Consider the following 18,866-nt stretch of genomic DNA (forward strand, 5'->3'; position numbering starts at 1 on the left):
CATTGTAACGCTATTTTTTACCCATTGAACAGGGTATACAATCCTCAGTCGGCATTTCTCATGCAAACATAATTTTCCAGAACAACCCGAAAGCATCATTTACCGATATTTCAGTTTTTTTCACAATGATCAAAGATGCCTAATTTTAGGATCTGGCAAAATTATAAGGTTTTAGACTAACTTAATTTTATCATCAAAAAAATGTTAAAAATAACAGGCTTAGCATTTACATTTTAATTTTCCTTAAATTGCAAAACCTGCTTTATACTAGCCGCATACTTTTATTTTTTTATCTCCTATGTCCTCCGATTCACAAGTGAAAGTGCCTGCTCGGGCATTTGCACTGCTCCCGCTTATTGTTTTTCTGACCATTTTTTTGGGCAGTGGTATTTACCATTCCATCATTGGAACTGAGTTTGCGTTCTATCAAGTGAAAGCCCCAGTCGCTGCTCTTCCTGCAATTGTATTGGCAATTTTGCTCTATCGCGGCAAGATAAATGACGCGATTGATACATTTATGAAAGGTGCCAGCCACCCGAATTTGATCTTAATGTTCATGGTCTTTATGCTCGCTGGTGCTTTTGCCAGTGTCAGCAGTGCCATCGGTAGTGTCGATGCAACAGTGCAATTCGGACTATCGGTAATTGCGCCTGAGTTCGTGCTGCCTATGCTGTTTATTATTGCGGCCTTTATTGCCACAGCGATGGGAACCTCCATGGGCACCATTGCAGCCTGCGCGCCAATTGCCTTTGGTTTTACACAAGTCACCGAAATTGAAGTGGTGTATGCCATTGGTGCTGTGGTCGGTGGTGCTATGTTTGGTGATAATCTGTCGATGATTTCAGATACCACCATTGCTGCAACGAACAGTCAAAAAGTTCAACTTCGCGATAAATTTAAGGTCAATGTTTGGATTGCTGTTCCTGCATCGATCGTCAGCATCTGTATTTATTTATTCATGAGTCAAGGCTCACAAGCGATTGAACACAAAGCCTATAATGCGTGGCTGATCTTGCCGTATTTAGCCGTATTTATTTTGGCCTTTTCACGTTTGCACGTGCTTGCTGTACTGACTATTGGTATCTTACTGTCTAGCTTGATTGGTTTGGTCATTCAACCTGAATTTAATTTTTTAAGCTTAAATAATTCTATTTATGCCGGCTTTACCGGCATGTTTGAAGTTGCCCTGCTTTCTATTTTCTTGGGTGGTATTTCTGCCATTATGCAAAAAGAAGGCGGTTTAGAATGGCTGATTCAACGTATTTACAGCATGACACGCTGCTTTAAAGTTGGTGCTGAACGCGCAGGTGAAATTGGTATCAGTTTCTTGGTGATTTTCTCCAACCTATTTGTAGCAAATAACACTGTCGCAATTATTTTATCTGGTGACATGGCACGTGAAGTCGCCAAAGAATATGGTGTAGACCCTAAACGTGCTGCTGCGCTCTTGGATATTTTCTCTTGCGTAGTCCAAGGTCTCATTCCTTATGGTGCACAGCTGTTACTGGCTTGTTCGATCGCAAAACTTTCGCCTGTGGAACTGATTGGTAGTGTGTATTACTGTTGGGTCTTGGCAATCTTTGCCATCCTGGCCATTTTACTTCGGTATCCAAAATTAAAAGCTGCGGCATAAGCTTGGCTTTAAAGAAAAGCGGTCGTTTGACCGCTTTTTTTAATGTTGTTTAAAAGGCTTTTCTTAACGAGCAATCTGCAAGTTTTATTCTAATCTCAAGGCTTTTTTTCGCGCTAATAATGTCTCTCCGCTATATGCCTTAAAAGCACGTGCCAAAGCAGACTGATCTGAATATCCTAACTGCAACGCGATATCCGTCAAATGGGTTTGTTGTGAAAGTAGATATTCACAGCGTTTCATCCGTTCAATCTCCAAAAGTCGTTTAAACGAGGTGTCTTTCTCCTGTAGCTGTCGTTGCAGGGTTCTCACTGACAGATGTAACTCTTCTGCTAACCACTCTATTTTAGGGGCTTGCTGTTGTAATTTGAGATAATCTGCGATGCATTGTTGCATCTGTAGAATTGGATCTGCATGTTGCGGACGCGCGGCGATCGCCTCTTCGGCCTGACGTAATAACAATTGCATCAGCGATGGGTCAGCAAGTTCTGATTTTAAATCCAAACTGTCTGCATGAATCACAAATGAATATTTAAGTGTCGAAAATTCCATTTGGCAGCCATAAAACTTTTCATAGTGATAACGTGCCATCCGCGGTGCATGGGCAAAATGAATGCGGAGTAACTTTAAAGAATCTGGAAAAATTTGCTTGGCCAAATGTGCCATACAGGCCATGGTCAACTCATTCACCAAAGCATACTCTTCATCATGCTGTGGCCAAGACAGAATAATTTGATGATCTTGATGGCTCATATTCATCGGCACAATTTGCGCCCCATCAATCACCAAACGACTAAAGCGCATCACATATTGCAAAGCATCTGCTACGCTATTACTCAGTGTCGCCATATAGCCTAACACCCCAAAATGCTCCGCACGAATATACTTGGCCATTTCAAAAACCAATTGCGGACAATCCAGATGCTGCTGAGTCAGTTGCATGATGCTGTTAAAAAAAGAATTCGGCGATTGAGAGTCGATCGGCAAAGACAGCACATGCTGAATTTGCGCAGCATACGGCGCAATCCATTCGAGCTGTGTATAGTTTAATTCACGCTCAATTAAGACCATATTCCACAGTTGGAAGTAACCATTTGGGATCTGAATTTCAGCCATCTCGCCCCTCTTTCTGACCTGCCAATTCTGACATTTTATATTTTCATCATGGCGTAAAATGTATAAAAATTGGCAATATCTGTCAAAACAAAGTGCAATTTCTCCGACATACTGCAATCAATACGACTCGCACAGAAAAAATATCATGAATGCTATCGTCAAATATCAAGTCGAACCCATTGTTCGCACAAAGCTGAATTTTAAGTTAGAAGAAATCCCGCGCTATTGGTTTGGCGGAGACCCCTTTTTAACACGTATGTTTGATGCCTTGAGCCTGACCTTTCCTGATGGCGAGCGCTATTTCATTGAATCTGTACGTCTGTTCCGTAGTCAAATTCAAGACCCTGATTTACAGCAACGTGTCGCTGACTTTATTCGTCAAGAAGCACAGCACGGTATGGCGCATGACAAAATGAACATGTTAATGAAACAACAAGGCATGCCTGTCGATGCGTTCATTAAACGTCTAAATAAAATTTTTAAATTTGAACTGAGCAAGCGCTCACCAGAATACAACATTGCCATGACGGCTTCCGCCGAGCATTTAACTGCGCTGATGGCTGAAACGTTCTGTAGCCAAAAGTCCGTCTTAGAATCTGCGCATCCTTATGTCCGTGCATTATTTATTTGGCATGCGATAGAAGAAATGGAACATCGCGATGTGGCTTTTGATGTGATGAAAGATGTGGCGAAGGTCGATGAAAATCTAAAGAAATTTACTTTGGTCTGGACCAGTGGATTGATGCTTGGCTTTACCTTATACCGTGCTAATGTGATGCTGAAACATGACGGTTTCAGCTTCACTGAACGTTTAAAATTAAATATGAAAGGCTTACCGTGGTTCTTTGGTAAAAATGGCACCCTCACCCGAATGAGCAAACCATATCGAGATTGGTTTAAAAAAGACTTCCATCCGAGTCAGCATCCCATTGTGCAAAATTATGATCTTTGGTTAAAAACTTATGAAGAAACCAATGATCCGATACAAGCAGCTGAAGTGTTTTGGCAAGCTGCAAAATAAAAATTGAATAAAAAAAGCCGCATCGATTGCGGCTTTTTTATAGGCTTAGACTTACCATTTGGCATAGTGCTGCTCAAGTAAACCATATTCATTTAAGAATACAATTTCTTCGCCATCACGTTGAATTGTACCGCTAATTTTTGCCTGCCATTGACTGAACTGACTACCGACCAATCTTAAATTCAGGTTTTCATAGCGCCGCCAACCTGTGCTGACGATCAAATTTAAGCTGTTGTCTAATGAGCTAATATTCCATTGATTATCGCCTTGTTGCTGAAACAGCACATCAGACATGGCATACAGATGTCCATTGACCCATAGGCAATTTTCATTGCCAAAGCTTTCATTTACACCAGAGGCAAGATTGATCCCAACGCGTCGATTTTGACTATCCCAAAAGTTACACGACAGCCAAAACCATGCGGTTTCAGGACGAAGAAAACCACAGGTATCATCTAAAGACACCAATGTCCGGTCATGGAATTGAATGGTCTTGCCTTGCTTATTGATAAAGAAACCTTCACACCCTAACGTCGTTAGTTTTTGAGTATAGGTCCAACCATTAATCCCTGTGGGGCTACACATACTCAGCGGATCAGTCCCCGCACAAAACACTCGAGCGCTCAGTTTGAGTTCGCCATGTTTTGACATTTGAATGTATCGCACACCATTGGCATGCTGAATATCCAGTTGAATCCCTGACTTGATAAAATGACTTTGATTAAATAAAGGTTGTTCATCTAAAACGGTATTGCGTGATAGGAAATTAATCGAATTCCATTCCAACACTTCATTCGTAATATGATCATACACATAGACAAAACCGTGCCCCGCCCACGCGATATCGGCGATCGCTAGACCAATCGTATAATGTTCATGCTGAATACAACAAAATTTAAATTTTTTATATTTTAAACGCTTACGCCAACCTTGAAGTCGTTTTCCATACGGTGTCTTATATTCATACTTACTTAAATCGATGCGATTGGGAAGTTCACTAAAACGCCCATAATGCGGCTGTCCATTCGGCCGTATTAAATCCATATACGCCATTCCATTGAGGTTTAAGGTCTAAATCCTGAATGTTATTATGCCTATTATTTAACGCCTGAAAAGACAATCCATCTGATTTCAGGCGAATATCACAAAAAAATATAAAAGCTGACATTTCAGCTCTTAATCATCACAAATGTTCATTTATTAAGATGTAATCATTTTTCCATGAATTTTGCTGGCTATGCGGGGTTTCAACCAATTCGATATAGCGCCCATAGACATGATCAATCGCAATACAATCATCAACATCTAGGGTTCGGTCGGTATGTTGTTTTTGCCAATGTGACTCAAAAAAAGCCTTGCCCCGTTGTTTTGCAACGCTGGCATTTTGTCCCGTCACCAAAACATAACGATGTAATTCACCAAATTCGCGGGCATCATATCCCCCGAGATTAATCAGCCATAATTTTTCATCTTCAGCTCGGGGCGCGGCATCACAAAATTGGATACGATAATGCCGATTTTCAGTGCTGACTGTATGTACCTGTGCCCAAGCATCAATATGTAAGCCTTTTTGCTCACCAAACCATGCCGTTCTCAGTTGTGGATAAACCTCTTCTAATGCGTTACCCACTGCAAGAATGACATCATGCACTTCGATATTTGCTCTTGAATGGCGTCCGCCGAGCATCACCATAAATAAACTAGACACAATCTTCCCCCTTATTTTTGACTTCAACTGCCCACATAGGGCTGAAGTAATTTCAACAAAATCACGCCGCCTAAAGAGAGTACTGCATTGTTGACGAAATGAATGAGTAAGACATGCCAAATGTTACGCGTCCACAAATAGATCAGGTTGAGAAATAGGCCTGCCGCCATAAAACTGATGGTCGCAATCAAATCGCCATCGAAATTATGATAATGAATCAAGCCGAATAAGATTGAGTTCAGTAAGACCAAAATCACTCGCCATAGACACGGCTGTACAAACAGCTTTTGCAGCAAGGTATAGCGGAAAATAATATCTTCGAGCAAAGCGGTAAATAATGGCCCAAGACTGATGATCAGCAAGCTAAAAAACGCAATCGTATTGGGATCAATGGTCGATTCTTTTTCAATGTTCTCACCAACGGGCAACAGACTGCGTGTAAAAGAAATCACTACTTGTAAAGCGACTGCACCAACAACCACCAACAGGCTTGAGCGCCAAAAGGCCTGCTTATACTTTTGCCAGTGCGTATATAGCATCGTTTTATAGAGCCAACATACGGCAATAAATAAAATACCGCGAAAGATCGAATCACCCAAAGCAACCTGAGCTGAAACACCAAAAAATTGGTCTAAGAGATAACTGTTGAGCAAGATCAGCGGAAGAATACACAGCGCAAAAGTATCACGCCATTGCCAAGAAATATGGGTTGGAAAGGATTCTGCACGAACCAATTGGGTAAACGTCATTGTTATAAAGTCTTTCTAAAGCGATAAAATTTCCGCAGTATTGTGATTTATTTCACACTTTTATTCTGCATCTGTTTTGTAGTGATTTGCCTCAATAAAATTTTCAGCCCAAAAAAAATCGCGCGGAATGACTTCTGCGCGATTTTTTCTTGACCATCTCCACTTGCGAACTCAGAATATATTCCGAGATTCTCATCCCAAAGGGAGAGGCTGAAAAGCGAAATTACATCTCAACCATTTCCACGCCATCAATGCGGGCAACGGTCATTAAATCTTTATCGCCACGGCCTGATACAGTCGCAATAATGATTTGGTCTTTGTCCATGGTCGGTGCAAGTTTCGTCACATAAGCCATCGCATGTGAGCTTTCTAACGCAGGGATAATACCTTCAATTTGGGTTAAATCACGGAAGCCTTGTAACGCTTCAGTGTCATTGATAGGCACATAGTTCACACGGTGCATATCTTTGAGGAAACTATGCTCAGGGCCTACACCTGGATAATCTAGACCTGCAGAAATTGAATGTGTTTCAATGATTTGACCTTGATCATCTGACATCAAGTACGTACGGTTACCGTGAAGTACACCGACATGACCTGCGTTTAATGGTGCAGAATGCTTGCCCGTTTCAATGCCGTAGCCTGCCGCTTCAACACCGTACATTTTCACATCTTCATCATTTAAGAATGGATAGAATAAGCCCATTGCATTTGAACCGCCGCCCACACATGCCACCAAGGCATCTGGCAGACGGCCTGCTTGTTCTTGAATCTGTTTACGTGCTTCACGGCCAATGATCGATTGGAAATCACGAACCAATTGCGGATATGGGTGTGGGCCAGCCACAGTACCAATCACATAATAAGTAGAGTCAACATTGGTTACCCAGTCACGCATTGCTTCGTTCATCGCATCTTTCAATGTTTTTGAACCGCTTTCCACAGGTACGACCGTTGCGCCAAGCAAACGCATACGGTATACGTTCATGGCTTGACGTTTTACGTCTTCAGCACCCATAAACACCACACACTCAAGGCCTAAACGCGCTGCAATCGTTGCCGTTGCTACGCCGTGCTGACCTGCGCCTGTTTCCGCAATAATACGTTTTTTACCTGAAAGTTTAGCCAGCAAAGCCTGACCAATGGTGTTATTCACTTTATGTGAACCTGTATGGTTCAGGTCTTCACGTTTTAAATAAATTTGCGCACCACCCAACTCTTTCGACCATCGTTCAGCATAATACAAAGGACTTGGACGACCGACGTAATACGCCAAGTCACGGTCGAATTCTGCCAAAAACTGTGCATCATCTTTCATGCGGAAATAGAGTTTTTCTAAGTCCTCAAGTGCTGCCATAAGAGTTTCTGACACAAAACGCCCGCCATGAATACCGAAATGCCCTAGTGCGTCAGGGAATTGGGTATAGTCAATCTTATTTTGCTGATCCACGATGGACTCCTTGCATAAAGCGTTCTATGAGTTGTTGGTCTTTAATACCTTTTGCCGATTCTACACCACCACTCACATCTACGGCGTAAGCACCAGTGATTTGAATCGCTTCTTCAATATTGTCAGGCTTTAAACCGCCCGCCAAAATTAAAGGAATATCGAGTTTTGGGAACTGTGCCCAGTCAAAGCTATGCCCTGTACCGCCTTTCAGCTCAGGATGCCATGCATCTAACAGTACGGCGCTTGCCCCAGCCTGTTGAAAGGCTTGAATCTCTCTAATCACGTCCAAATCGGGTTTGACCTGAATGGCTTTATACCAGCGGCGCCCAACGGACTGCGCAATCGTTTGGCACTGTTCAGGGCTTTCATCACCATGAAACTGCAGGATGTCTATAGGCGAATTTTTTAAAATATCCTGTATCTCTGCAGCCGATGCATTCACGAATAAACCGACGGTCTGCACATACGGCGGCACATGCTGAATCAGTTCAGCAGCCTGCACTGCCGTTACACTGCGCGGACTTGGCGCAAAGAATACAAATCCGATCGCATCTACGCCAGCTTGGACGACAGATTGAATATCTTGAATACGTGTAATTCCGCAGATTTTGGCACGGGTTCGCATGTTGTTTTGGCTCTAACTCCGCCCTATTCATAGCCTATCTATGAATATGAAGGCGAATCATTGTAATGCAATTTTCATGCATTGCGTGGATTTTCAGCATGATTGCTGCGCAAAAATAAAAAGCCCTGAATGATCAGGGCTTTTTGAATTATTGAATCAATTATTTCATCGCATAACGTAAAGTTACCCAAGCAGTACGGCCGTATTGGTTGTAGCCTTCAGAAGTTTGATATTGCTTATCAAACATATTGGCTAATTTTGCTTGAATAGAAAATTCAGGCGTTGCTTGGTAAGTGACACGCGTATCCGCTGTTGCAAAACTTGGCAATGAAGAGTTATTTAAGCCATCAGTATCAACAAAACGTTTATCTTCTGCATGCACAGAACCGCCTACTGTCCATTTGTCCATTGTATAGTCAGCAGAAGCATTAAATAGCTGCTTAGCGCGATAACTAATCTGTTTACCTTTTGACGCGCCTTCACTTCGGTTTTCTGGATCTTGGTATGTATAGTTCACATTCCATTTCCAGTTTTGCAAGGTTTGACCAAGGCTTAATTCAATACCCCGAATACGCGCTTTATCAATTTGACTTGCATACCAACTGTAAGAACCTGGCGCATCAGGACGCCACACAATCAGATCGTCAATTTCATTATAGAAACCATTCAGCTCCCAATCCAATGTCGTTAATTGGCCTTTTAAGCCAATTTCATAATTCTCCGACTGTTCCGGCTTTAAATTCAGCACACCGCCATAAGGGCTGTATAAATCATTAAAAGTTGGCGCTTTAAAAGCGGTGCCATAACTTATATATGTTAAGACTTGATCAAAATGATAACCAAGAGTTGCGTTTCCTGTTGTGTGTGTTCCGAATTGCTCGTTATCATCTACACGAAGTGCTGTTTGCAATTCAACTTGACTGAAATTACCAAGATACTGCGCAAAATAACCATGATTATCACGCGCATTGTTCACATATGACTTAACGCCTGAACCTTTAATTTCATCATTCAGATAATCATACCCAAGCAGTAATGTATTATTTTCATTAAAGTTTAACGTATTCAACCATGATAAAGAGTCTCTAGCAGTATTATAAACAGACTGTGATTTCTTATCGCTTCGAGTATCTTCTTTATCTTCGGCACGGCCTATTTTCAGCTGAGTTTTCCACAGATTATTTACAGCATAAACAGCGCCAAGACCGTATATATTCTGCTGAATTTTTTGTTCAGGATTAATCGAGTATCTATTGTCATACTCAGTGGTGCCATCAACATGTAAAAGATTGGCATCAACAGCAAGCCTCTCTGTAAACTGATAGCCGGTATTGATCGAAACTGAATAATTTTTATATCCATCTCGATCTGGCTCAGTTCGCATATCTGTCGCATCAATTCCTTTAGTATGTGCGCCAGCTACGCTTAATGTTGTCCAGCTTTTATCTGTTTTGATATTAATGCCGGCATTTGCATCATAGGTTTCATGTGATCCATAAGCCAATGATGCAAAAGGCTTCACCCCATTTTCACTATCTTTACGGGTAAAAATCTGAATGACACCGCCAATTGCTTCTGAACCATATAAGCTTGAGCGGGGCCCGCGCACAACTTCGATACGTTCAATCTGATCAATCGGCAAAAATTGAAACGCTGTTTGGCCGGTAGTTGCCGAACCAATTTTTTGGCCGTCTACTAATACGAGAACCGCATTGGCATTCGTGCCACGCAAACTAATAGAGGTTGCTTTACCCGCCCCCCCATTGTTCTTCACTGATACCCCAGGAAGAGTACTTAATAGTTCTTCTACAGAATGAAACTGCTTACGTTCAATATCTTCACGGTTGATTACGGTGACTGCCGCCAAAGTTTTTTGTGAGTCTTGCTCAACAATATTGGCAACCGTGTTGGTAATGACTGGAAGTTGATGAACTTGGTCTTCTGCCATCGCAGCAGAAAGTGGAGATAAAACAAAAAGCGACCCGAGTAGAGTCTTAGAGAAAGAATGCATGCTGTATTCCCCGATCGCACCGCCCGTGCGAAATAAAAGTGATTAACGCGAGGCGGTTTTGGGTAAGCGATGGCTTGCCATTTTTCAGACAGAAGCATGCAATCCCGCTATAACGCCCGCCGCATTATGAATAGGTCTGCATCAGGCCGGTCTCCGGACTTACGTTATTGAATAACGATTCACCGTTGCGGGGGCAGTGTCAGATGACAATAGGCATAGCCTTTTGGACTGACTTCCCAGTTTCACTTTTCAATTAAGAAAGCACCTGAAGCGCAGGCAGATTAATTTCTGCTCCACAGCAAGTCAAGCTGTATATGTACCTATCTTCAAATACCCCATAGTTTCGATTGTTCGATAAATCGGAGTTCTCTATACTTAAGCCATTCACAACAGTTGGCATGGGAAGTTTCCACAACACTGCCCCCGCAACGGTGTGCAAGCAATGCTTTGCCAGTCCGATACCTGCTCACTGTGTTCTATCACTCAATCATTTACGTGGGGTAAATGCATGGAGCATCGCATGTCAACTTTAGCTCGCCCTACAGCACTCGCTACAGGCATTGCTGCCGCTTGGGCTTTTTCTACATCTTGTTTTGCAAATGAATCGCGCATTGCTCAACCAACAATGGATACCATTGTGGTGACTGCAACACGCTCACAAGAAAAATTAGAAAATGTGCCAGCACGTATTTCCATTATTGATGAGTCGCTCATAGATCAATCACCAATTGCATCATTTCCACATTTATTAATGAGTGATGCTTCTATCAATATGGTGCAGCTGGGTGGCTATGGACAACAAGCTTCATTTTTTTTACGTGGCACAGAGTCAGACCACACTTTGGTATTGCGTGACGGTGTCCGTTTAAATAACGATGCCAGCGGTTTAGCGCCAAATAATTTTATAGATACCACAGACATTAAGCAGATTGAGGTTTTAAAAGGCCCAGCATCTGTCCTTTATGGCACCAATGCCATTGGTGGTGTGATACAAATCATTAGCAAAACCCCTGAAAAAAATGCAGCTTTTATCAGCGCTGAAATAGGTGAAAATCAAACCTATAAAAGTACTGTCGGGGTAGACCTAGCCAAGCAAGGTTTTTATGCGCAAATTCGTGGACAGCGTTTAGAAACCGACGGCACACTGATTCATGAACATGAAAATGCCAGAGCTTCTAGCTTTAATCAAAAAAGCGTGTCTGCCAAATTTGGCTATGAAGAAACACGCTTTGGCACTTCATTGGATTATTCTGAAAACCAAGGTAATGCTCAATATGAGCAATACAGCTGGAATTCACTGCAATATGAGCAAAAGTCGCAAGATTTTAAAAATCAAATTGCAACCCTGAAGTCACGCTTCAACCCCACAGATCAGCTGACCCTGAATGCTCGCGTGTCTTATTTTAAAGATGAGTTGGAACAGCTCAAAATCTTTGAACAGACCCATTATGAATCCACTGAATATGAACTGACCGCAAAACAGCAAATGACGCCGTCTCAGAACATCATTGCAGGCATCACCCATCGGCAGCTAGAAACATCAACGCTAAAAACTGCAGAGTCTTTTCATCAAGACTTAAACAGTACGGGTTATTATCTACAGCACCAATATCAAACTGATAAATTAAAAACTCAAGCGGGTATTCGTCGTGAAGACCATGAAAAATATGGTCAACACACGGTCGGACAAGTTGCTGCGCGTTATTTTTTCACGCCGTTGTTTAGTAGCTATGCCAATATTGGTACAGCATTTAAAGCGCCAACCATGAACGACTTATATTATGGCGACTATGCAAACCCTGACTTAAAACCCGAAGAAAGTCAATCCTATGAAATTGGGCTAGACCTACCAATGACACCACAACTAAAAACTGGTTTGTCTATCTACAGAACTGAAATTGATAACCTTATTGATTCTGATCCCAACAATAACTGGAAGTTTGCCAATATTGATGCAGTGACCATTCAAGGTTCAGAAGTCTATGTGAATTGGAGCAATGAGGCATTTTTTACAAAGGCCAGTTATAGCTACAATCAAGCAAAAAATGATAAAACAGGTTTGGATTTGAGCCGCCGCCCACGTCAAAAACTGGCATTGTCAGCTGGTTGGGCTGATGAACATTATGGGCTGTCAACAACGCTGAGTGCGAACAGCCATTCAGACAGCAGTAATTATGATGAGGATGTGATCCCTGGACATGCTCAGATTGATTTCAATAGTTATTACCAACCCAACGAGCAACTGCGCTTCTTTGCCAATATTCAAAATGTCGGCGATGTTCAATATAAAACGGCTTCTGCTGGCAATTTCGACGGCAAATTCTATTTAAATGGCGGGCGTTTGGCTTCCTTTGGCATCACAGTTAGATATTAATTTCACACTGATTTATTCAACTTTTAATCAAAAAATGGACAATTAAAATGGGCCACCGCTTAAGTAAAATTTATACCCGCACAGGCGATTCAGGTACGACAGGTCTTGGCGACGGATCACGCGTAGCCAAAGATGATTTACGTATCGAAGCCTTAGGAGATGTCGATGAACTCAATTCAAGCATTGGTATTCTGCGTTCGCACATCGCACTTAGCAGTATTGAAGACAAAGCGACTTGGGATAAATCCCTCAGCCTGATTCAGCATTGGTTATTCGACCTTGGCGGTGAAGTCTGCATTCCAAACTTCAACTTGGTACAACCTGTGTCAATTGAGTTTTTGGAAAATGACATTGACCGTATGAATGAAGCGCTGCCAATGCTCAAAGACTTTATCCTGCCATCAGGAACATTGGTGTGCAGCTTTGCCCATCAAGCTCGTGCAGTTTGCCGCCGTGCAGAACGTCGTTTAATGGCTGTACATAACCGTGACCAGAACATTCAAGCGCCGTCATTGCAGCTACTTAACCGACTCTCTGACTGGTTATTTGTCGCATCGCGTACATTACAACGCGCTGAAGGTGGTTCTGAGGTGCTGTGGCAGAAAAATATTAATGACACGATTGATCAATAAGTTTTGGATTCAAGAATTGCTCAAATCCTTTGACCAATTAAAAGTCTATTTTACATTGAAATAAATTGAAACATTTCGTCCGATCATTCTTGTAATTCAAAATGATCGGCTCAAAATAATAGTGTCATCTCCCTGTCATGCTTACAGGACACTATGTTTTTATCTTTCAATTTTGCAGGCCCTTTATGCGCATAATCGGACACCGTGGCGCTCGTGGCGAAGCACCTGAAAACACCCTTGGTGGTTTTCAATATATTCAAGACTTAGGGATTCGTGCTGTCGAATTTGACGTTCGGCAACTTAAAGATCGTGCCCTAGTGATCATGCATGATGACCAATTTATGCGAACGACAGGTCAAGATAAACATCTATATGAATGTAGTTCACAAGAGTTAGAACCCTATAACCATGCTGTGACTTGGTCAGAATGGAATAAAGTTGAGCCGACGCCACTGCTCGAACAAACGCTCAAAATTATTCATAACTTCGATCATATTGAAGTCGAAGTGAAAGCGGTGAAGACACAAGCTGAAGCTGAAGCGTTGACTGAAACCTTGGAACAACAGCTTCAAGGCTTTGAACATTCCGCTGTGATTACCAGTTTTGATCCTAAAATTCATCTTGCTTTGCAACAAAAAAAATCCGGTTTCAAACGCGGGCTACTGGTTGAAACGGACGTAAAATTTAAAGCGATTGAACAAGCACTCGAATTGGATTGTATCCAAATTGGTTGGATGAACCAACTCGCCAATTCAGACATTATTCAGGCCACACAGCAGGCAAAATTAAATGTGAGCGTGTGGACTGTCAACGACGTTGATCGTGCTAAACAGCTTAAAGATTGGGGCATTAACGGCTTAATTACCGACTATCCTAAAATGATGATGCAGCATTTTTAATGCTGCTTTATTCCCCTAGTTTTATGTAATTCAGTCTTCGATCAACACGTGGCTTTTTCAACTGGCCTATTTTCGTTCTAAAACCAACACGGTTTGACCCCGACTGTTTTGCATTGTCATCTGTTTCGCTTGAATTTGAAACTGTGTTGCGGCTTGCAATGCATCTGAAAGTTCAGCCTCTTGAGCCAAAGCCGAATCACAACTGAAATAGCCTGCTCGCGCATTCAAATCAATGCTGTGTTTTAAGGTATCAATCACATAAGTGCCACTGATGTTATTACATCCCGTATTGCCTTGAATTTGGCGAAATTGTGAACTGAATTGCAAATAAGGTTGATGATGAAAGAACTTGGCTTTTTGCCCTGCAATTTGCACAATCGTCCATGGAATATCTTGTATCCCATCATTCATGCGAATGACTTTTAATGGCTGTTCAACACTGTTGCCATGTGACTTCCCTTGTGACTTTGTAGTCACCTTCTGCGTTGGAGAACTTTGACAGGCCATGAGTCCTAGACAACTGATCAGAAAGCCGCCACAGATACAGTGTTTGACAAAAAATTGCGGATTATTTTGACGATTTTGCTGTTTTTTTAGCATCTTTTTTACCCCACAAAAAGTCAAATAACTTCAGTCGTATTATGTTACTGTTTAGAACAATACAACTGTACAATAACAGTGGTGAAAACGGGTTTTCCCGTGCTACTATTCTGTACGTTTAAAATCCCTTAAAAAATTAATGGGATTAGTCCTATCTATACCTCCCAAGGTTTCAGGAGTGCTGTTGGAGATGAATGCTCCCCTACCCAAAGCCCCAATGAACTGGATTGCTATTTTTGCATTGGTGTTTTTACCTATTGTCGCAGTTATTGCAATTCCGTTATATGCCATTAATCATGATTTTAGTGCCGCTGCTTGGATCAGTATGTTTGTTTTACTGGGTGTCAGCAGTTTAGGTATTACCGCAGGTTATCACCGCTTATGGGCACACCGTGCTTATGAAGCAACCTTGCCTTTAAAGATCATTTTAATGCTCATGGGTACTTTTGCAGTTCAAAATAGTATTTTATTTTGGGCTTCAGGCCACCGTACACATCACCGTCATGTTGATGATGTGGATCAAGATCCATACTCAATCAACCGTGGTTTTTGGTATGCACACATTGGTTGGATGCTTCGTGATTATCCAGCAGCAGCACCAAACTATAAAAATGCACCTGACTTATTAAAAGATAAAGTCGTGATGTTCCAAGACAAATATTACATCCCTTTAGTGATTGCCGTTCACGCAGCTATTTTGTTACCAATTGGTTGGGCTGTAGGCGACATGTGGGGAGTTCTATTATTGGGCGGTTTAATGCGTTTAATCTTAAGCCATCACGTAACTTTCTTTATTAATTCACTTTGCCATATGTGGGGCAAACGTCCGTATACTGATGAAAATACGGCACGCGACAACTTTGTTCTAGCTATTGCTACTTGGGGTGAGGGTTATCATAACTACCACCACATTTTTCAATACGACTACCGTAATGGTGTGAAATGGTGGCAATATGACCCAACTAAATGGCTAATTTGGTCATGTTCTAAATTAGGTTTGGCAAAGAACTTACGCCGTATTCCAAGCTTTAATATTAAAAAAGCTGAGTTGGCAATGAAATTTAAATATGCTGAACAAGACCTTGCGATTTATGGTCTGAATATGACCGATGACATCGCCGCAGCAAAACAACGTATTTCTCAAGAATATGATGCGTTTTCGCAAACCTTGAATGACTGGGCAAAATTAAAAGAACAGGAAATTCAAGCGAAGAAAACAGCAGTTGCTGAAAAAATTCATCAAATGGATGACAAACTCAAACTTGAATTCCAGCAAGTTGAACAACGCCTATCTCAGCACCGTGAAACACTGAATCAATTAATGCGTAATTTGAAAAAGAAAACCGCTTAATTCTTTTAAGCCTATCAAATGATAAAGCCTCCCTTATGGAGGCTTTATCATTTTAAGCTACAGTTTTTCTATCTGGTCTTTGCTATAGTTTCAACATAGTTTGAATTTTTAAAGATCATTATGCAGTTCAATGCCCGCTATAACACCCTGCCACCACGCCTGTACCATCATCAGCAGCCAGTACCTCTAAAAGGCGCAAAAGCTGGGCATTTTAATGCGGCTCTTGCAGATGAGCTGCAATGGTCTGAAGCAGATAAACAGGCTTGGGTAGACATCTGCAGCGGTCAAAAAACCTTTGCTGAATTTGAACCTTTGGCCATGGTCTATGCAGGTCACCAGTTTGGACAATGGGCAGGCCAATTAGGCGATGGACGCGGCTTACTGATTGCGCAAATCATCGATAAACATGGGCAAACCATTGACCTGCATCTCAAAGGCGCAGGCTCTACGCCTTATTCACGCATGGGCGATGGACGTGCAGTACTTCGCTCGACCATTCGTGAATATTTGGCAGGACATGCGCTGAACAGCTTAGGCGTTGCATCCAGCAATGCGGTAGGTTTTACCAGTTCTGAGCAAGGTGTACAGCGCGAAAAACTCGAGCTTGGCGCGATGATGCTACGTACATCTGACTGTCATATCCGATTGGGACATTTTGAATGGATCAGTCAGTATCAGGGTGATTTACTACCTGAATTCACGCAAAAATGCATCGAATGGCACTACCCTGAATGCTTGGATGCCGAACAACCGATTTTAGCTTTTGCCACTCAAGTCATTCAGCGTACCGCAGTGATGATTGCCAAATGGCAGCTGATTGGTTTTGCACATGGCGTGATGAATACCGACAACCTGAATATTACAGGTTCAACTTTGGACTTCGGCCCTTATGGCTTTATGGAACGTTTCCGTCCAAATTGGATTAACAACCATTCGGATTACCAAGGCCGCTATACCTATCAGCAACAGCCGAGCATTGGGCATTGGAATTTATGGCAATGGCTGAATAATCTCATTCCGCTCTGCCCTACGGACTATGACAAAGAACAGTGGAAAGAAGATTTAGCTAAGTGCTTAGAGCATTTTGAACTGACCTTCTTGGAACATTATAAATTGGGCTTAGCTCAGAAAATGGGTTTGCCAAGTTTTCATAAAGACAGCTTTGACTGCGCCATGGCCTTTTTGCGTATTCTGCAAAGTGAACAGCTGGATTACACGCAAAGCTTTATTCGTCTGCAAAATCATGAATATGAAGCCATTAAAGACGACTGCTTAGACCGCCGTGCCTTTGAAGGTTTCTTGGCACAATATGAAAGTATCCGTGAGCATCAGGACACCGATGCTTTAGATGCGGAAATGGCACAGGCCAATCCGCAATATATCTTGCGTAACCATATGGCGCAAAAAGCCATTGAACTGGCAGAGCGTAATGATTTTTCTGAAGTTGAACGCTTATTTACATTACTAAGCCAGCCTTATCTGAAACAGCCTGAACTGGAAACAACAGAAGATTTAGGCCCCTTGCCAAGTGATGTGCCTGAAGTGATGGTGAGCTGCTCGTCTTAAACATTTATCCACAAATTCATGCATCAATCGAAGCAAAATTGTGGATAATTTAAACATTATCCACAATTCAGAAATCGATGGACTGCGAAAGCACTTCATCCTCTAAAAAATAATGACAAGAAAAAATATCACGATCTTAAGCTTCGCTACCCTCTTCTGTATTGCGGTAGCCTACTTTGCCTATCAAAAATTTGAAAAATATCTACCTACATCTGCCAATGCACTGGCCTTTCCACCTGAATTAAGCGATTTGCAAATTCAAAAAATTCGCATAGAAACGCCGATCGACAATATTCAGGTATATAAAGCTCAGCGTTATGTGGAATTAAAACATCAGGATCAAGTCATTCGGCGTTACCCAATGCGTCTAGGTTTTCAACCGCTTGGACCTAAAGTTCAAGAAGGTGATGGCAAAACGCCAGAAGGAACTTATCATATAGATTGGCGCAATCCGCATAGCGCATTTTATAAATCTTTGCATATCTCTTACCCCAATGCGGCCGATAAACAGAAGGCTAAAAATCTATGGGTTTCTGCAGGTGGTGACATTATGATTCATGGTTCGGCGACCAGTTTACAAATGAAAGCTGCACCACAACTGATGACGTATTTCCCACAAAAAGATTGGACTTGGGGCTGTATTGCAGTGCGCAATATTGATATGGATGAAATTTGGCAATTGGTAAATAATGATACCGTTATTCATATTCATCCTTAGGCTTTAACGCTCAGGCTTATTTTTGGGTATCCCCTATGATTGCATTACATGCTGTAGCTGCGAAGACAGCCTTAGCCCTGCCAGAAACCACATGCAGCCAGCCTTTTGGTGAAGGCTGTGATGTGTTTAAAGTGATGGATAAGGTTTTTATGCTGAGTTTTCATTTAGAAGGCAAAGCAGCTATCAATTTAAAAGTGCTGCCAGACAATGGCGGAATGCTTAAAGATATTTATCCCTTTATTCGTGCGGGCTGGCATATGAATAAGAAGCATTGGATTTCTGTTTTTACAGATGAAGAATTGGAAGAAGAACTGCTGCAGGATTTGGTGCTAAATTCTTATGAATTAGTGGTGTCGAAGTTAAAGAAAGGACAACGGCAGAGGATTGAATTGCTGAGAAGTGTTTAGATAACACTT

At 41.9% G+C, this 18,866-nt stretch carries 17 protein-coding genes and 1 riboswitch; of the genes, 9 read left to right on the forward strand and 8 right to left on the reverse strand.

Annotated elements, in window-relative coordinates:
* Positions 1-298: 298 nt before the first annotated feature.
* On the forward strand, positions 299-1,633 hold the full coding sequence (locus tag FTU75_RS15625; RefSeq protein ID WP_180116375.1) for a Na+/H+ antiporter NhaC family protein: 1,335 nt from the start codon (positions 299-301) through the stop codon (positions 1,631-1,633).
* 84 nt (positions 1,634-1,717) lie between these two features.
* Here the strand turns inward: FTU75_RS15625 and FTU75_RS15630 are convergent, their stop codons facing one another.
* The gene (locus FTU75_RS15630; protein ID WP_180116376.1) at positions 1,718-2,746 is read right to left on the reverse strand and encodes an AraC family transcriptional regulator; all 1,029 of its coding nucleotides are present in this window, start codon (positions 2,744-2,746) and stop codon (positions 1,718-1,720) included.
* 145 nt (positions 2,747-2,891) lie between these two features.
* Here FTU75_RS15630 and FTU75_RS15635 point away from each other — a divergent pair, with 145 nt between their 5' ends.
* Positions 2,892-3,767 carry a metal-dependent hydrolase gene (locus FTU75_RS15635; protein ID WP_078191325.1) on the forward strand — a complete coding sequence of 292 codons (876 nt, stop codon included), beginning with the start codon at positions 2,892-2,894 and terminating at the stop codon, positions 3,765-3,767.
* A gap of 51 nt (positions 3,768-3,818) precedes the next feature.
* Here FTU75_RS15635 and FTU75_RS15640 read toward each other — a convergent pair whose 3' ends face one another.
* The 6 genes from FTU75_RS15640 to FTU75_RS15665 form a co-directional block, all read right to left on the reverse strand.
* Entirely contained in the window at positions 3,819-4,811 is a 993-nt protein-coding gene (locus tag FTU75_RS15640) for a DUF2804 domain-containing protein (RefSeq protein WP_180109267.1), read from the reverse strand.
* A 139-nt stretch (positions 4,812-4,950) separates the two neighbouring features.
* Positions 4,951-5,475 carry a DUF1543 domain-containing protein gene (locus tag FTU75_RS15645; RefSeq protein WP_180116377.1) on the reverse strand — a complete coding sequence of 175 codons (525 nt, stop codon included), beginning with the start codon at positions 5,473-5,475 and terminating at the stop codon, positions 4,951-4,953.
* A 23-nt stretch (positions 5,476-5,498) separates the two neighbouring features.
* Entirely contained in the window at positions 5,499-6,224 is a 726-nt protein-coding gene (locus FTU75_RS15650; RefSeq protein ID WP_180116378.1) for a CPBP family intramembrane glutamic endopeptidase, read from the reverse strand.
* Positions 6,225-6,447: 223 nt separating this feature from the next.
* A complete protein-coding gene (gene trpB / locus FTU75_RS15655; protein WP_078194139.1) occupies positions 6,448-7,674 on the reverse strand; it encodes a tryptophan synthase subunit beta in 1,227 nt (408 codons plus the stop codon).
* Positions 7,658-8,299, reverse strand: a complete 642-nt coding sequence (locus FTU75_RS15660; RefSeq protein WP_180116379.1) for a phosphoribosylanthranilate isomerase — start codon at positions 8,297-8,299, stop codon at positions 7,658-7,660. The genes trpB and FTU75_RS15660 overlap by 17 nt, the downstream gene beginning before the upstream one ends.
* A gap of 160 nt (positions 8,300-8,459) precedes the next feature.
* Positions 8,460-10,310: a TonB-dependent receptor domain-containing protein gene (locus FTU75_RS15665; RefSeq protein ID WP_180116380.1), complete on the reverse strand. Its 1,851-nt coding sequence runs from the start codon at positions 10,308-10,310 to the stop codon at positions 8,460-8,462.
* Between the two features lie 126 nt (positions 10,311-10,436).
* Positions 10,437-10,594: riboswitch (cobalamin riboswitch) on the reverse strand.
* 236 nt (positions 10,595-10,830) lie between these two features.
* Between FTU75_RS15665 and FTU75_RS15670 the strand changes: the two genes are divergently transcribed.
* From FTU75_RS15670 to FTU75_RS15680, 3 genes are all read left to right on the forward strand, one after another.
* Positions 10,831-12,684: a TonB-dependent siderophore receptor gene (locus FTU75_RS15670; protein ID WP_180116381.1), complete on the forward strand. Its 1,854-nt coding sequence runs from the start codon at positions 10,831-10,833 to the stop codon at positions 12,682-12,684.
* Between the two features lie 47 nt (positions 12,685-12,731).
* Positions 12,732-13,316, forward strand: a complete 585-nt coding sequence (locus FTU75_RS15675; protein ID WP_067767700.1) for a cob(I)yrinic acid a,c-diamide adenosyltransferase — start codon at positions 12,732-12,734, stop codon at positions 13,314-13,316.
* A gap of 185 nt (positions 13,317-13,501) precedes the next feature.
* Positions 13,502-14,215: a glycerophosphodiester phosphodiesterase gene (locus FTU75_RS15680; protein WP_180116382.1), complete on the forward strand. Its 714-nt coding sequence runs from the start codon at positions 13,502-13,504 to the stop codon at positions 14,213-14,215.
* A 66-nt stretch (positions 14,216-14,281) separates the two neighbouring features.
* Here the strand turns inward: FTU75_RS15680 and FTU75_RS15685 are convergent, their stop codons facing one another.
* Positions 14,282-14,815 carry an META domain-containing protein gene (locus tag FTU75_RS15685; RefSeq protein ID WP_180063996.1) on the reverse strand — a complete coding sequence of 178 codons (534 nt, stop codon included), beginning with the start codon at positions 14,813-14,815 and terminating at the stop codon, positions 14,282-14,284.
* A gap of 190 nt (positions 14,816-15,005) precedes the next feature.
* Here FTU75_RS15685 and FTU75_RS15690 point away from each other — a divergent pair, with 190 nt between their 5' ends.
* The 4 genes from FTU75_RS15690 to FTU75_RS15705 all read left to right on the forward strand — a co-directional run bounded on the left by FTU75_RS15690 (position 15,006) and on the right by FTU75_RS15705 (position 18,857).
* Complete coding sequence (locus tag FTU75_RS15690) at positions 15,006-16,166, forward strand: acyl-CoA desaturase (RefSeq protein ID WP_180116383.1); 1,161 nt, start codon at positions 15,006-15,008, stop codon at positions 16,164-16,166.
* A 120-nt stretch (positions 16,167-16,286) separates the two neighbouring features.
* On the forward strand, positions 16,287-17,732 hold the full coding sequence (locus tag FTU75_RS15695) for a YdiU family protein (RefSeq protein ID WP_180116384.1): 1,446 nt from the start codon (positions 16,287-16,289) through the stop codon (positions 17,730-17,732).
* A 112-nt stretch (positions 17,733-17,844) separates the two neighbouring features.
* A complete protein-coding gene (locus tag FTU75_RS15700) occupies positions 17,845-18,450 on the forward strand; it encodes a murein L,D-transpeptidase family protein (RefSeq protein WP_180116385.1) in 606 nt (201 codons plus the stop codon).
* A gap of 35 nt (positions 18,451-18,485) precedes the next feature.
* On the forward strand, positions 18,486-18,857 hold the full coding sequence (locus FTU75_RS15705) for an MmcQ/YjbR family DNA-binding protein (protein ID WP_218948374.1): 372 nt from the start codon (positions 18,486-18,488) through the stop codon (positions 18,855-18,857).
* The last annotated feature ends 9 nt before the right edge of the window (positions 18,858-18,866 follow it).

Source organism: Acinetobacter sp. YH12140 (assembly GCF_013418475.1).
GTDB classification, from domain to species: domain Bacteria; phylum Pseudomonadota; class Gammaproteobacteria; order Pseudomonadales; family Moraxellaceae; genus Acinetobacter; species Acinetobacter amyesii.